The organism is Vibrio sp. 11986-1-5, from assembly GCF_963878025.1.
GTDB classification, from domain to species: Bacteria; Pseudomonadota; Gammaproteobacteria; order Enterobacterales; family Vibrionaceae; genus Vibrio; species Vibrio injensis.
Map to the genome: position 1 here is coordinate 94,357 of NZ_CAWNVW010000053.1, position 14,228 is coordinate 108,584.

Here is a 14,228-nt window from a genome sequence, read left to right on the forward strand (position 1 = left end):
TCCTAAACTAACTAACACAACGGTAGTGTCTACTTGATACTACCACTTTCATCAACCACAGATACCTGCTTGGCATGAATGAGTAAATTTCTTGGCGTCACCTCTCGCGAACAAAATTCACTGACTGACACTTGATAGCCTTGCTCTTCTAAGAACAAAGCCTTATCGCAAACGAGCCACATTTCTAATAAGCGTTTAAAGCCTTGTTGAACAAGGCTCAATTTTTCCATACGCCAATAACGAGCTAACCCTTGCTGTTCATAGTACTCAAAATTAATCTTATCTAACGCCAACAAAAAGCCTTTTTGCTCTGCAGCCCAAAGACAAAACGCTTTAAACCCTTCAGAGAGCTGTGATTTTTTAATGCTTGGTGTCGGTTGATAGTCCATTAAACCTAATTCCGCTTTAAGTAACTCATCCCAGCCTAAACGGTAGCTCATCTCCTGTTGACGATGACGTTTCACTCGTTCACCTCCAGTAACCGTCTCTTGAACTGGGATACGTAACTCTTGACGGGTGAGATGTAAACTAGACTGTTTCCCTAAACTCGATAGTGGCTGGTAGTGCTCCGCTTCGATAAGGTGATAACAGCAAGGCGCAACACTCATTGCACGCACCGAAGCTTGCGCAGCGTATTGCATTAGCCGTACATGTAAATCGCCACAAGCGTGTAAAGCAACTGCATGTTGACAAGGTTTAAACAACTTTTGGCTACTCGGTTTAAAAGCATCGCCTTGCACAAACATCATCGCTAATTGGCGTTGATCCGCTTCAGCTTGTCCTTGCAGACATAAAGCCTCTTGATATTCAAAACTGAGCACTGGACTATCAGAATACGTTGCTAAAAAACGCCCCAGATAACCTTTACCCGCACACCACTCTAACCATGATTCACCTTGATGCTGGCGGATCAACTTCTGGCCTAACCGCTTAATTTGCTCAACTTTTCGCCCAGGCACTCCGCTATAAAGTGCATGACTCTCCTGAGTATTCTCTTTCACAGATAATGATAAACACACAGGTTGCAGTGTAATATGATCGTGAACCGAAGTTATCATCTCAGCTAACCCTTGAATATATTGCGACAAATGATAAAACAAATCGTCCGGTTGCTGTTTAAGTTGCACAATTTGCTCTGGCGATAAAGAATTTAGCCAGTCATCTAGATCAGAGTTGATATGCTGCCAATGCTCAACGTTATCGGCACTGCAGTGAAAAGGCTCAAAACGCCAAAATGACTCCGTTTGAATAAGAAAAGTGTTTAGCTGAGTAAAAAGAGTCTGCATTACGCCCCCGAATAAAGCGCTATTTTAGGGTCAAGTCGATTAGTAAGAAAGAAGACCGTTGGCCAAAAAAGCGTACTATACTGCCAATATATCGCCTATTCTCATCTAAAATGACGGCTCGGTTACACTTTTTTATGCGTAACACATAAATAATTAAGATTGTCTATTTGTTGGTGATGTCGATACAGGTAGGATAGTGTATCCTTTATTATCGGGCTCTAAAAAAGATACGGATTTTATGAATATAGGTTTACTTATCGCTCTCGGAGTCGTGCTTCTGGTTTTGATCTTAGGCTACAACATTATGTTGCAGTATCGATTGAAAATAGAAACGGCCAAGAAACAAGAATCTGCACGTTATCTGACGATTATTGATGCTACCGAAGATTTGATCGGTAACGCTCATCATATGCCATTTAGCAAAGATCTGCTGGTTTGTTTAAATAACCGCATTCTTGATGCTCTACAGAATATGCTTGATTTGGATCCCAAGAATAAACAATTGGCACAGCGTGTCGAAAATATGCAAGCACAAATTAAACACCTAAAAGAAAATCATCCTGGTGGAGAAAGTACCCCATTCAAGGTTCCAAGTAGTGATAAGCAAGCCATCGTTATGCTCAAACTGGTCAAACGGCTTAGAGATACCATACGCAGCGAACACAACAAAGGACGTTTTGATACGCAAGCTTTTGTGGCAGAAAATGCTCGGCTGGAAACCATTCAAATTCGAATTAACATTGAGAACGTGATTAAACGTGCCAATGATTCTATTGTTCGTGGGCAACCAGGTACCGCACTACAGCTCCTACGCAAAGGAATTGATGTGCTAAATACCAAAAACGACAGCTATTCCACTCAAGCAAGAGAAAAGCTACAAACCATGCATGATGATATTGAACAACGCCGCCAAACTAAGAGCGCTGCTGATATCCAACAAATGGAAGAAAAAGAGCGCAATAGCGATATGGAAGCATTATTTGGTGAAAAGAAAAAGTGGTAACTACCCCCACTCGATACTTTTTCTACTTCAATTCTCGCCTCAGCTCAAATGCCACATAAAAAGCAGCCTCATTAAAGGCCTTTTACCCCGAAAAGGTAGCCAGATAGAGCATTATCATCGTTCCCCATGAATATCGACCAATGATATGATTGGGGTTCCACGTCAAGTTCATCTTATCACCACTAACCCGACTGATCATTTAGGCCGATACTTTTTAATGACTATGATACAGACAGCCATTCAACCATTACTCGCTCCCATTGAGCAATTCCTACTCTGCCCAACACCCGATTCATGGATAGATCAAGCCAAAAAACCTGAAAATTTAAACGTTATTTTACGAGATCATTTATTGTGTGAGCTAAAGGCTGCACAAAGCGCCATCTTTTTACTCAAACGCTATGTGCTCACTGACGAGGCAGCTCAACAACTGACCGCCTTAATTCAACCTTATGAACGCTTTGCTTATCAATGCCAAGGCGATTTACTCGCCTTGAAAGGAACCGGCCAGTTATCAAAATCTATTCGTGCGAGAAACGACTGTGCCTATGGCGAAGAAATGATTGATAAAATGGTTTTATTGATCAAAGAAGAGTTGCATCATTTTTATCAAGTAGCTGAAATTATTGAACGACAAGATTTAGAATATCATCCAATCAATGCAAGTCGTTATGCCAAAGGCATGCTTAAACACGTTAAAACGTTCGAACCAGATGCCTTGATTGATAAATTGATCATCGGTGCGTTTATCGAGGCTCGCTCTTGCGAACGCTTTGCTAAGTTAGCCCCTCACTTACCGGAAGAGATTGGACGATTCTATCTCTCATTATTACGATCTGAAGCTCGACACTATCAAGATTACCTAGCATTAGCGGAACAAATTGCAGCGAATGATATCCGTCAACGTATCAACGATTTTGCAACGATTGAAGCTGAGCTTATACAGAGCCCAGATGATGATTTTAAATTTCATAGCGGTGCGCCTATTTAGTAGGCGCACTCTCAATACTAAACAGGCATTAAGGAAGCATTAATCTCAGCGAGAACTTGATCAGGATTATTAGCTTGTGTGATAGGTCGTCCAATCACCAAATAATCTGAACCTGCTTCTAGAGCTTGAACTGGCGTCATAATACGTTTTTGATCGCCAATCGCTGATCCAACAGGGCGAATTCCCGGCGTCACCAATTTAAACGATGAGCCTAAATGCTGTTTTAATACAGAGGCTTCTTGAGCAGAGCAGACCACCCCATCTAAGCCAGCATTTTTAGTTAAGGTCGCTAAACGTAGCACATGCTGCTCTGGTGCAAGGTTAATCCCTATCCCTGCCAGATCGACCTGCTCCATACTGGTTAGTACCGTCACCGCTATCAGTAACGGACGTTCGTTACCATAAGGTTCGAGTATTTCACGAGCGGCCAACATCATTCGCTCACCGCCACTAGCATGGACATTTACCATCCATACGCCGAGCTCTGCCGCTGCGCGAACCGCTTTCGCACAAGTATTCGGAATATCATGGAACTTTAAATCAAGAAAGACAGAAAAATCACGGCGATGCAATTCACGTATGAACTCTGGGCCAAAGAGGGTAAACATTTCCTTGCCTACTTTCAATCGACAACTCGATGGGTCAATTTTATCAACAAAGGCAAGCGCCTCTGAACGGGTATCATAATCCAAGGCAACAATGACTTTTTGGTCGTTCATTTTTACTCCTAATAGTGACCTATCGTTTTTACACTTAACCTTTATTCCATTTGATGCAGACCGCTACACCACCCATTTATCGCTAAACACCAATAAGAGAACTACTCACCATCCAAACCACGAATTGGCTTAATTGTTCCCCATCCCTTACATGATGGACAATGCCAATACAGCGAGTGAGTGGAAAATCCACAATGGCGACAACGATAGTGCGGTTTCGCTTTTAGCTGTTCTCCAACCAATTTTTGTAAGGTAGAAAGACTGGCTTTCGCTCTGCCTTCTTCCGCTTCAGCAATGTGATAACCAATTAAGCGATAAAAACCTTTCATGGTTGGATTTTTGACTAATTGACGAGTTAACAGCTCTTGAGCGCTGGCCACACCATCATGTTGAGCAACCAACTGCGCAAGCATTAATTCTGCAGAAACTCCAGCATTGTTATCAATACATTGGCGCAAAAACTCAACCAGAGCATCTTCTTGACCAAGGTGATGATAACATTCAGCCAAGGTCGGTAATACTTCACCAATGAAGTCAATATCTTGGTTTAGAACACGCTCTAAGTGACTGATCGTCTGCTGATATTGCTGATTAGCGAGGCACAGCTTACCCAGCGAAATGCTGGCGCGGACACATTTAGGATCTTCATGTAATGCACGTTTAAAAAACTGCATCGCTTTATTATCTTGGCCGTCTGATTGCTCTAGCATTGCCAACTCACACCAAAAATGAGCGATGCTATTTTTCATCCGCTTGCGCCCCAACTTCACTAACGCTTGTGCAGACTCAATCGCTTTATGCCATTCGCGTGTTTGTTGGTAAATCGCCGTTAATTGTTGCAAAGCAGATTCCCGGTGCTCAGGTTCATCAATCAATTGTTCAAATATTTTTTCTGCTCGATCGAGAAAGCCTGCCACCATATAGTCTTTGGCAAGTTGTTGTAGTGCTAGATTTTTTTGATCAATCGTTAAGCCTGATCGAGAAATAAGATTCTGGTGGATACGAATGGCGCGATCAACTTCACCACGGGAGCGAAACAGATTACCTAACGCGAGATGAGTATCAATCGTTTCATTATCAACTTGAAGTAATTCAATAAAATGGTCAACGGCTTTATCCGATTGATCAGAAAGTAATAAGTTCAACCCCGTAACGTATTGACGGGAGATTTGATGAGAGTGCTTCTGCTTGTCTTGCTGAGCGCTACGATTACCCATATACCATCCGTAAGCGGCAGCAATGGGCAAGAGCAAGAAGAGAAGTTCTAACATTAATTATTCCAGATTAGCTTTTGGCTTGATTGGTGTTTGTGGCACAACTTGCTTGGCTATTTTACGATTAAGCTTACGTATCTCAAGCTTAGCTTTAAGGTATAAACTACCAAATAGAACCCAAGCCACTAAAAAACCTGTCACAAATACGCTACCCAATAAGGTTGATAAGTGAAACTCACCTTGGGCAAGCAGATAGTTAAACGTCACGATCGCTTGATTTTGAGCACCTAACGCTAACGCGATAAGAAATAAGGCCAATAACACGATAATTTTTATTATTTTCATAATACCTATCCTATTTAGGTTCATATTCACCAATTCGCTTGCTGATTATGCAGTAAATTCGTCTGACAAACCATGCTCAATCTAATAATCCAGCGACTTTTGAGACACAAAAAAGCGGCATACTGAAAAAGCATGCCGCTGATGTACTGGTCGTATTACTAAATGTTCTGATTAACCCGCTCACGTAATTCTTTACCCGGCTTAAAGTGAGGTACATATTTTCCCTCTAACTCTACTTTTTCGCCAGTCTTCGGATTACGCCCAATGCGAGGCTCACGATAGTGTAAAGAGAAACTACCGAAACCACGAATTTCGATTCTCTCTCCGTCTTCTAACGTTTTTGACATGTGTTCAAGAACATCTTTTACGGCATCTTCAATTTCTTTGGCTGACAGATGCGTTTGTACTGCACACAGCCTTTCTATCAATTCAGACTTAGTCATAGTTTCCCTCATTGAGTTTTTACCTTGATTATAGTCAGTAATAGCAGTTCCAACAAACACTTGCTTAATTTTGTAGAGAAAAGGCAAAAAAAAGGAACCTATACAGGTTCCTTTCTATTTACGAATTTAACTTATTCGCCTTTAGCAGCTTTGAAAGCGTCAGCCATTGCATTACCAAAAGCAGCTTCGTCTTGCTTGTTGATAGTTGCCATTGCTTCTTGCTCATCAGCTTCATCTTTCGCTTTGATAGATAGGTTGATTACGCGGTTTTTACGGTCAACACCAGTAAATTTCGCTTCAACTTTATCACCAACGCTTAGAAGAAGAGAGGCATCTTCAATGCGGTCACGAGCAATTTCAGAAGCGCGGATATAACCTTCTACGCCATCTTCAAGAGTGATCGTTGCGCCTTTAGCATCAACGGCCGTTACTGTACCGTTAACTAGAGTGCCTTTCTTGTTGTCTGCAACGTAAGCATTGAATGGGTCATTTTCCATTTGCTTAACGCCTAGAGAGATGCGCTCACGCTCTGCATCTACAGCTAGAACAACTGCTGAGATCTCATCGCCTTTCTTGTAATCACGTACCGCTTCTTCTCCAGGAACGTTCCAAGAGATGTCAGATAGGTGAACAAGACCGTCGATACCACCGTCAAGACCGATAAAGATACCGAAATCAGTGATAGACTTGATCTTACCAGTTACTTTGTCGCCTTTAGCTTGCGCTTCAGCGAATGACTGCCAAGGGTTAGCTTTACACTGTTTTAGACCTAGAGAGATACGACGACGCTCTTCATCGATATCAAGAACCATCACATCTACTTCGTCGCCAACATTAACAACTTTAGATGGGTGGATGTTCTTGTTAGTCCAATCCATTTCTGAAACGTGTACTAGACCTTCAACGCCTTCTTCGATTTCTACGAAGCAGCCGTAATCTGTTAGGTTAGTAACACGACCAGTTAGTCGGTGACCTTCTGGGTAACGCTTAGCGATAGCTACCCATGGATCTTCGCCTAGCTGTTTTAGACCTAGTGATACACGAGTGCGGTCACGGTCAAACTTAAGAACTTTAACTAGGATTTCGTCACCAACGTTAACGATCTCTGATGGGTGCTTAACACGTTTCCACGCCATATCTGTGATATGTAGTAGACCATCAACACCGCCAAGATCAACGAATGCACCGTAATCAGTAAGGTTCTTAACGATACCTTTAACTTCAGTACCTTCTTGTAGAGTTTCAAGAAGTTCGTCACGCTCAACACTGCTTTCTGATTCGATAACAGCACGACGAGAAACAACAACGTTGTTACGCTTCTGGTCTAGCTTGATAACTTTGAACTCTAGCTCTTTGTTTTCTAGGTGAGCAGTATCACGGATAGGACGTACGTCAACTAGAGAGCCTGGAAGGAATGCACGAATACCGTTCAATTCAACAGTGAAGCCACCTTTAACTTTACCATTGATGATACCGATAACCGTTTCAGCTTCTTCGTAAGCTTTCTCAAGAACGATCCAAGCTTCGTGACGCTTAGCTTTCTCACGAGAAAGTTGAGTTTCACCGAAACCGTCTTCAACAGCGTCAAGTGCTACGTCAACTTCTGAACCAACTTCTACTTCTAGTTCGCCCGCAGCGTTTTTGAACTGTTCTGCTGGAATAGCAGACTCAGACTTAAGGCCAGCATCAACAAGTACATAGCCATTTTCAATCGCAACTACAGTACCTTTAACGATAGTACCTTGTTGAAATTGGGTTTCGTTTAGAAACTCTTCAAAGAGTTGAGCAAAAGATTCAGTCATGTATTTAATCTTCAATAATTAAACGTCCACGGGTATCCTACCGCATGGGGTTGTTAAAATCGCCAGTCATCATCCTTGCGACCAACGTTCTTAGCTAACGTGGTTTATTCCGCTAACTTCGATTCGATGTATTGTAATGCTTGAGCCACAACCTCGTCGATAGACAAAGTCGTTGAATCTAATAATAGCGAACCTTCCGCTGGACGCAGTGGCGCCACTGAACGATTCCGATCTCTATCGTCACGTTCTTGAATTTCGCTTAAAAGGGCGTCAAATTTAACATCAAGGCCCTTCAGTTGCAACTGCTTATAGCGTCTACGCGCACGCTCTTCTGCACTTGCATCAAGAAAAATTTTCACCGCAGCTTCAGGAAAGACCACCGTTCCCATATCTCGCCCATCAGCCACTAAGCCTTTACCTTGCTCGAACGCACGCTGTCTACGCAATAATGCCTCACGGACACGAGGCAAAGCGGCAATTTTTGAGGCGGCCATACCCGTTTCTTCTTTACGTAAGGCCTTAGAAACGTCTTCACCTTCTAAAATTACTTTAACCAAGTCGCCTTCAGCAATGAACTCAACATCAAGGTGTGTGGCTAGAGGAACTAGTGCCTCTTCAGAATCAGGATCAACGCCATGATGAATTGCGGCTAAGGCGAGCACACGATAGATTGCCCCCGAATCCAGCAGTTGAAAACCGAGCTTTTTCGCCAACAACATACACAGAGTGCCTTTACCAGCACCACTGGGTCCATCCACGGTTATTACCGTTGTTTGCAAGGACATGCTTTACTCCATTCGTTTGGTTCACGACTCATCGCGTGATTGGTCAACGCTGAATTATATACTGAACTGGCAATAAGATGCGAGTTTCAGACTAGGAGTTCCCCTCATAAAAAACTCAGGACTTAGCCTGAGTTTTATCCTCTAAAGGTTATTCACTTCATAACAAAATACGTTTATCGTTTCTTGTCACAATTGCTGGCCCAATCCCCTTTACTTTGGTTAGGTCTTCTTTTGTTAAAAACTGACCATTTATTTCACGATATTCAACAATCGCCTGAGCTTTTTGCAAACCAATGCCTTGTAACAACGTCGCGATCTCTTCTGCAGAGGCGGTATTAACATTCACTGTGATCTCAAAGCCCTGATTGATGCTAACTGTTTCTTTGCTCATTGCTTGGCTAACGGGCAGACTTAAGCCCAACAACAGAGCAAGGAAATAATTCTTAACCATTGTTTCCTTCCTTATTTAAGTATTTATCACATCTCTATACCACCAGATAGCACAGGGTTCACCAGGCAAATAAACCTAGTTTTAGTGAACAACAACCTTGTGCTCTCTTATAGTACAGGGGTTAGACAAGACGATAATAAAGGATCAGTGGTATCGACTATTTGAGGGAAATAGGAAAATAAAATGGGCTGCAAATGCAGCCCAAAATGATAAACATGTTATTTACATAACAAGGAATTATTGCTCTAAACCATAATATTGGATTTTCGTATTTTGACGTAATACACCCAAAATACCTTCAACATTTTGTTGTAACCCAATGCGAGATAACTGAGCGCCAATTTGCTGATTTAACTGTGGGTCAACCTCTGTCGTTACAGCGGCCAGAGCGATAACAACAACATTGCCTTGTGCATCTTTGCCATGTGCATAAACATGGTGCTCACCTTCTGGCTTCGGCATAGAAAAGACGATTTCAGCCAATGGAGAACTTCTATCCATACGCTGAACCTCACTAAAGGCTAATTGATGAGCGTCTAATAAACTATTATCGCCAGCGTTTAAAGCAGTCACTAAATCATTCGCCAACTGCAGTGCTTGCTGTTCCGCTTTTAAACGCGATAACGTGGCAACGATTTGCTCACGTACCTCAGCTAATGGCAAAATAATTTCTGGTCGGGTTTGCTCAACACGGACAACCACAACATGTTCAGGGGCAATTTCAATCGCATCCGAGTTCAGTTGATCTTCTTTCACTTCTGGCTGGCGCAGCGCTTGTATAACCGCAGGAGCACTCAATACATCAGGTAATTCTGCAACCGAAGTAAAATCCGTGTGTTGAATAACTACGCCAATGGCCTTAGCGGCTTCATCTAGCGAGTCTGGTGACTCAAAAGCGATACGTTCTAGCTCAGTTTGTAGTTGATAAAACTGATCAACCGCTTGCTGATCTTGTAGCTCCGCTTTTATCTCAGCAGCAACTTGCTCATAAGGCTTAATCACCGGAGCCTTGAGTTCATCAAGTTTAATAATATGGTAGCCGAAATCCGATTTTACCAGTCCGCTAATTTCACCGACTTGTTGAAGAGCAAAAGCGGCACTTTCAAAAGCAGCGTCCATCGTATCACGTTCAATCCAACCTAGCTCACCACCTTCTTGTGAGCTACCAATGTCTTGTGATTTCTCTTTCGCCAATTGAGCAAAGTCCGCCCCATTGTGCAATTGTTCTAAAATCGCTTGAGCTGCTTGTTCATCATCCCCTTGGATCATGATATGACTCACTTTACGCTGTTCTTTAGAAGCATATTTATCTTGATGTGCAGCATAGAATGCTTTGCTCTGCTCATCAGTGATAGTGATAGCTTCTTTCAACTGCTGAGCTGACAACTCGATATAAGAAAGTCTCATCTGTTCCGGACGAGTATATCGATCATCATTTTGTTGATAATATTGCTCAATCTCTTGATCCGTTAGCTGAACCTCTTTTGCGAAATCGGCAGTCGGTAGCGTGATGGTCCGTACCTCCCTCGTTTGAGCCACTAAAGCACTCAGCGCTTCGACTTCACCAGGCAAAGTAAACTCGCTGGTCTGTAAAGCCGCAACCAATTGATCACGAACCAAACTACGACGCATATATTCCGCAAATGCATCAGGGGTAAACCCTGCGCGACGCAGAGCCGATTGATAAATATTTTGATCAAATTGACCAGCCGACTGAAACTCTGGCATGGCAATAATGGCTTGACGAACTTGATTATCACTCACACGTAAACCAAGCGACTGTGCATGCTGTTCAATTAAAATATCATTGATCATGCTATCAAGCACTGAACGTCGTAGTGAAGCGACATAAGTAGGGTCTGCTAGTAATGTAGAAAAGTAATCGCCGAGTTGTGACTGCATGCGATTACGTTCATTTTGATACGCCTGTTCAAATTCGCCACGACTGATCTCTGTCTTGCCGACTTTAGCTGCTGCATTATTGCCACCGCCAACGATATAGTTACCCACGCCTGCAAAGATAAACGATAGGATGATGAGTCCTAGGATAATTTTCACCGCGATGCTGTTCACGCCTTCGCGTAATCGTTCCATCATAGTTGTACTGCTCTCCAGGTTTGAAGCTAGACGCTTCAGCCAAAAATTGAATAGCGCGATAATATCAGAAAAAGAAATGCGCATCAGTAGGATGCGCATAATTTCAAAAGGTTCGAATTATTTTTGCGTTAAAACGGCAAAAAACACCTTGTATTAGTTACAAGCGTCTTTTAAAGCTTTGCCAGCCTTAAACGCGGGTACTTTAGCTTCAGCAATTTGGATCTCTTCACCCGTTTTAGGGTTACGACCAGTACGAGCAGCGCGTGAGCGGACAGAGAAAGTACCGAAACCCACTAATGCTACTTGATCACCAGATTGAAGTGTATCAGTCACTGCTTCAATAAATGCATCCAATGCGCGACCTGCAGATGCTTTTGAGATATCCGCATTTTCTGCGATTTTTTCTACTAGTTGTGTCTTATTCACTGTAATTCCCCTTTGGTCACCAAGTTATTGTTTTGTTCGGTGCCGATTTCGTTCCATTAAGATTAAAAACAGGCTTAATGCCTTATTACAACAGGGCTTAAGCCATAGTTGGTAACGTTAGCTCCCAAAAAAAACGCTGACAAGCCTTTTTCGACCTATCAGCGTAATCTTTTAGTTATTTTTGCTACACATCACTATTTTACAACAGCAAAACTAACCCCGGCAGGGTCGTTCTCTAGAGCAAGCTGTAATACTTCATCGATCCACTGGACAGGGATCACTTGCAGATCCGCGATGACATTATCTGGGATCTCTTCCAAATCACGTTCATTGTCTTTTGGAATTAACACCATTTTTATGCCACCACGATGCGCGGCTAACAACTTCTCTTTTAAGCCGCCGATTGGAAGAACTTCACCACGCAAAGTGATTTCTCCTGTCATTGCAACTTCAGCTTTAACAGGGTTACCCGTTAAGCTAGATACCAGTGCGGTACACATTGCAATACCCGCACTTGGCCCATCCTTCGGAGTGGCACCTTCAGGAACATGGACATGAATATCTTTTTTCTCGTAGAAATCGCTATTGATGCCTAATTTATCGGCTCGAGAACGAACAACGGTCATGGCGGCCTGAATCGATTCTTGCATTACATCGCCAAGCGAGCCTGTTTGAGTTAACTTACCCTTACCAGGCATCGATTGAGTCTCAATCGTCAGTAAGTCACCACCAACTTCTGTCCACGCTAATCCTGTCACCTGACCAATACGGTTGCTATCATCGGCTTTACCGTAATCAAACCGCTGTACCCCTAAAAACTCTTTTAAGTTTTCTTGGTTAACCGTAACGGTTTTCACCGAGGCATTAAGCAAGATCTTTTTCACCGCTTTACGACAAATTGTCGAAATTTCGCGTTCCAATCCACGTACACCAGCTTCACGTGTGTAATAACGTATGATGCCGATGATGGCTGAATCTTCGATGATGATCTCGCTGGGTTTTAATCCATTGCGCTCAATTTGCTTATTCACCAAATGGCGCTTAGCAATATTGAGTTTTTCATCTTCGGTATAGCCAGATAAACGAATCACTTCCATACGATCCAACAGGGGTCCAGGAATGTTCATCGAGTTTGATGTCGCCACAAACATTACGTCAGATAAGTCGTAATCCACTTCCAAATAATGATCATTAAACGAATTGTTCTGCTCTGGATCTAAGACTTCTAATAGCGCAGAAGCGGGATCGCCGCGCATATCTGAAGACATTTTATCAATCTCATCCAACAGGAAGAGTGGGTTTTTCACCCCAACCTTAGCCATTTTCTGGATTAATTTACCCGGCAGTGAACCAATGTAAGTACGACGGTGACCACGAATCTCCGCTTCATCACGTACTCCACCTAATGCCATACGCACATACTGGCGTCCCGTTGCAGATGCAATAGAACGACCTAATGACGTTTTACCAACCCCTGGAGGTCCAACCAAACACAGGATAGGGCCTTTGAGTTTATTGATCCGAGTTTGCACCGCAAGATACTCTAAGATGCGCTCTTTAACCCGTTTTAAGCCGTAATGATCAGCATTAAGAATCTCTTCAGCTTTGGCGAGATCTTTTTTAACCTTAGAACGTTTAGTCCAAGGCACGCTGACCATCCAATCGATATAACTACGCACCACTGTGGCTTCGGCAGACATCGGTGACATCATTTTGAGTTTGTGTAGCTCTTGCTGGGTTTTATCGCGAGCTTCTTTAGGCATTTTTGAATCATCGATTTTCTTTTGCAGAGTTTCGAATTCATCCGGTGTGTCATCCATCTCACCGAGCTCTTTTTGAATGGCTTTCATTTGCTCATTCAAGTAATACTCACGCTGAGATTTCTCCATCTGCTTTTTCACTCGAGTGCGAATACGCTTCTCAACCTGTAACAGATCGATCTCTGACTCCATTTGCCCCATTAAAAACTCTAAACGCTCAGAGATGTCTAAAATTTCTAATACTTTTTGCTTATCCACCAATTTTAAAGGCATGTGGGCCGCGATGGTATCAGCTAAGCGAGCCGCTTCATCAATCCCATTCAACGAAGTAAGTACTTCAGGTGGGATTTTCTTATTCAGTTTGATAAAACCTTCAAATTGATTGATCGCACTGCGAACAATCACTTCTTGTTCTTTTTCATCCAACTCTGATGTCAGCAGATACTCAGCCTCTGCTGAGAAAAAATCACCCTCATGAAATTGATTGATTTTTGCGCGCTGCTGACCTTCAACTAACACCTTGACCGTACCGTCTGGCAGTTTTAATAGTTGAAGAATGGTCGCTACCGTTCCCACTGTAAATAGATCGGAAACTTTAGGCTCATCGGTTTCAGCTTGTTTTTGAGCAACCAAGAGCACTTGTTTGTTGTTATCCATCGCTGCTTCTAAACATTGGATGGATTTTTCACGGCCAACAAACAGAGGAATGACCATATGTGGGTATACCACCACATCGCGCAGAGGTAGTACTGGGATCTCGATACGCTCGGAACGTTCCAAGTTCATATTATTCTCTCTTCCGCTTTTATGTATATCGGAGTATATGGGGCCTAACTAACTGGATTCAATGACGGAATTAAAAAAAGGAGGTATGACTACCTCCTTTTAAAAATGGTTGAACACTTT

At 42.7% G+C, this 14,228-nt stretch carries 13 protein-coding genes; 2 read left to right on the forward strand and 11 right to left on the reverse strand.

The window, feature by feature from the left end; genetic code table 11:
* Positions 1-29: 29 nt before the first annotated feature.
* The gene (locus AACS00_RS15630; protein ID WP_110167943.1) at positions 30-1,286 is read right to left on the reverse strand and encodes a methyltransferase; all 1,257 of its coding nucleotides are present in this window, start codon (positions 1,284-1,286) and stop codon (positions 30-32) included.
* Between the two features lie 238 nt (positions 1,287-1,524).
* Here AACS00_RS15630 and AACS00_RS15635 point away from each other — a divergent pair, with 238 nt between their 5' ends.
* On the forward strand, positions 1,525-2,289 hold the full coding sequence (locus tag AACS00_RS15635) for a DNA repair protein (RefSeq protein ID WP_072668570.1): 765 nt from the start codon (positions 1,525-1,527) through the stop codon (positions 2,287-2,289).
* Positions 2,290-2,506: 217 nt separating this feature from the next.
* Positions 2,507-3,280, forward strand: coding sequence for a tRNA isopentenyl-2-thiomethyl-A-37 hydroxylase MiaE (gene miaE, locus AACS00_RS15640; protein WP_181397612.1), 774 nt, complete (start codon positions 2,507-2,509; stop codon positions 3,278-3,280).
* A gap of 17 nt (positions 3,281-3,297) precedes the next feature.
* On the opposite strand, the gene pyrF is transcribed toward miaE, so the two are convergent.
* From pyrF to lon, 10 genes are all read right to left on the reverse strand, one after another.
* The gene (gene pyrF, locus AACS00_RS15645) at positions 3,298-3,999 is read right to left on the reverse strand and encodes an orotidine-5'-phosphate decarboxylase (RefSeq protein WP_110167944.1); all 702 of its coding nucleotides are present in this window, start codon (positions 3,997-3,999) and stop codon (positions 3,298-3,300) included.
* 101 nt (positions 4,000-4,100) lie between these two features.
* Entirely contained in the window at positions 4,101-5,270 is a 1,170-nt protein-coding gene (lapB, locus tag AACS00_RS15650) for a lipopolysaccharide assembly protein LapB (protein WP_110167945.1), read from the reverse strand.
* A 3-nt stretch (positions 5,271-5,273) separates the two neighbouring features.
* Complete coding sequence (locus tag AACS00_RS15655) at positions 5,274-5,558, reverse strand: LapA family protein (protein ID WP_110167946.1); 285 nt, start codon at positions 5,556-5,558, stop codon at positions 5,274-5,276.
* A 158-nt stretch (positions 5,559-5,716) separates the two neighbouring features.
* Positions 5,717-6,001, reverse strand: coding sequence for an integration host factor subunit beta (gene ihfB, locus AACS00_RS15660; protein WP_004395638.1), 285 nt, complete (start codon positions 5,999-6,001; stop codon positions 5,717-5,719).
* Positions 6,002-6,132: 131 nt separating this feature from the next.
* The gene (gene rpsA / locus AACS00_RS15665; RefSeq protein ID WP_004395639.1) at positions 6,133-7,803 is read right to left on the reverse strand and encodes a 30S ribosomal protein S1; all 1,671 of its coding nucleotides are present in this window, start codon (positions 7,801-7,803) and stop codon (positions 6,133-6,135) included.
* Positions 7,804-7,907: 104 nt separating this feature from the next.
* Positions 7,908-8,588, reverse strand: coding sequence for a (d)CMP kinase (gene cmk / locus AACS00_RS15670; RefSeq protein WP_040904501.1), 681 nt, complete (start codon positions 8,586-8,588; stop codon positions 7,908-7,910).
* 157 nt (positions 8,589-8,745) lie between these two features.
* The gene (locus AACS00_RS15675) at positions 8,746-9,039 is read right to left on the reverse strand and encodes a ComEA family DNA-binding protein (protein WP_072668575.1); all 294 of its coding nucleotides are present in this window, start codon (positions 9,037-9,039) and stop codon (positions 8,746-8,748) included.
* A 237-nt stretch (positions 9,040-9,276) separates the two neighbouring features.
* Positions 9,277-11,136, reverse strand: coding sequence for a peptidylprolyl isomerase (gene ppiD / locus AACS00_RS15680; RefSeq protein ID WP_072668950.1), 1,860 nt, complete (start codon positions 11,134-11,136; stop codon positions 9,277-9,279).
* Positions 11,137-11,289: 153 nt separating this feature from the next.
* Entirely contained in the window at positions 11,290-11,562 is a 273-nt protein-coding gene (locus AACS00_RS15685; protein ID WP_004395643.1) for an HU family DNA-binding protein, read from the reverse strand.
* Between the two features lie 194 nt (positions 11,563-11,756).
* Positions 11,757-14,108 (reverse strand): endopeptidase La, encoded by a 2,352-nt coding sequence (gene lon, locus AACS00_RS15690; protein ID WP_072668576.1) that lies wholly within the window; start codon positions 14,106-14,108, stop codon positions 11,757-11,759.
* Positions 14,109-14,228: the final 120 nt, after the last annotated feature.

Bases quoted from the DNA above. Each gene is read 5' to 3' on its own strand.
- cmk (WP_040904501.1), bottom strand. From the start codon at position 8,588: ATGTCCTTGCAAACAACGGTAATAACCGTGGATGGACCCAGTGGTGCT.
- ppiD (WP_072668950.1), bottom strand. From the start codon at position 11,136: ATGATGGAACGATTACGCGAAGGCGTGAACAGCATCGCGGTGAAAATT.
- lapB (WP_110167945.1), bottom strand. From the start codon at position 5,270: ATGTTAGAACTTCTCTTCTTGCTCTTGCCCATTGCTGCCGCTTACGGA.
- lon (WP_072668576.1), bottom strand. From the start codon at position 14,108: ATGAACTTGGAACGTTCCGAGCGTATCGAGATCCCAGTACTACCTCTG.
- AACS00_RS15655 (WP_110167946.1), bottom strand. From the start codon at position 5,558: ATGAAAATAATAAAAATTATCGTGTTATTGGCCTTATTTCTTATCGCG.
- AACS00_RS15675 (WP_072668575.1), bottom strand. From the start codon at position 9,039: ATGGTTAAGAATTATTTCCTTGCTCTGTTGTTGGGCTTAAGTCTGCCC.
- AACS00_RS15635 (WP_072668570.1), top strand. From the start codon at position 1,525: ATGAATATAGGTTTACTTATCGCTCTCGGAGTCGTGCTTCTGGTTTTG.
- pyrF (WP_110167944.1), bottom strand. From the start codon at position 3,999: ATGAACGACCAAAAAGTCATTGTTGCCTTGGATTATGATACCCGTTCA.
- rpsA (WP_004395639.1), bottom strand. From the start codon at position 7,803: ATGACTGAATCTTTTGCTCAACTCTTTGAAGAGTTTCTAAACGAAACC.
- AACS00_RS15630 (WP_110167943.1), bottom strand. From the start codon at position 1,286: ATGCAGACTCTTTTTACTCAGCTAAACACTTTTCTTATTCAAACGGAG.
- ihfB (WP_004395638.1), bottom strand. From the start codon at position 6,001: ATGACTAAGTCTGAATTGATAGAAAGGCTGTGTGCAGTACAAACGCAT.
- miaE (WP_181397612.1), top strand. From the start codon at position 2,507: ATGACTATGATACAGACAGCCATTCAACCATTACTCGCTCCCATTGAG.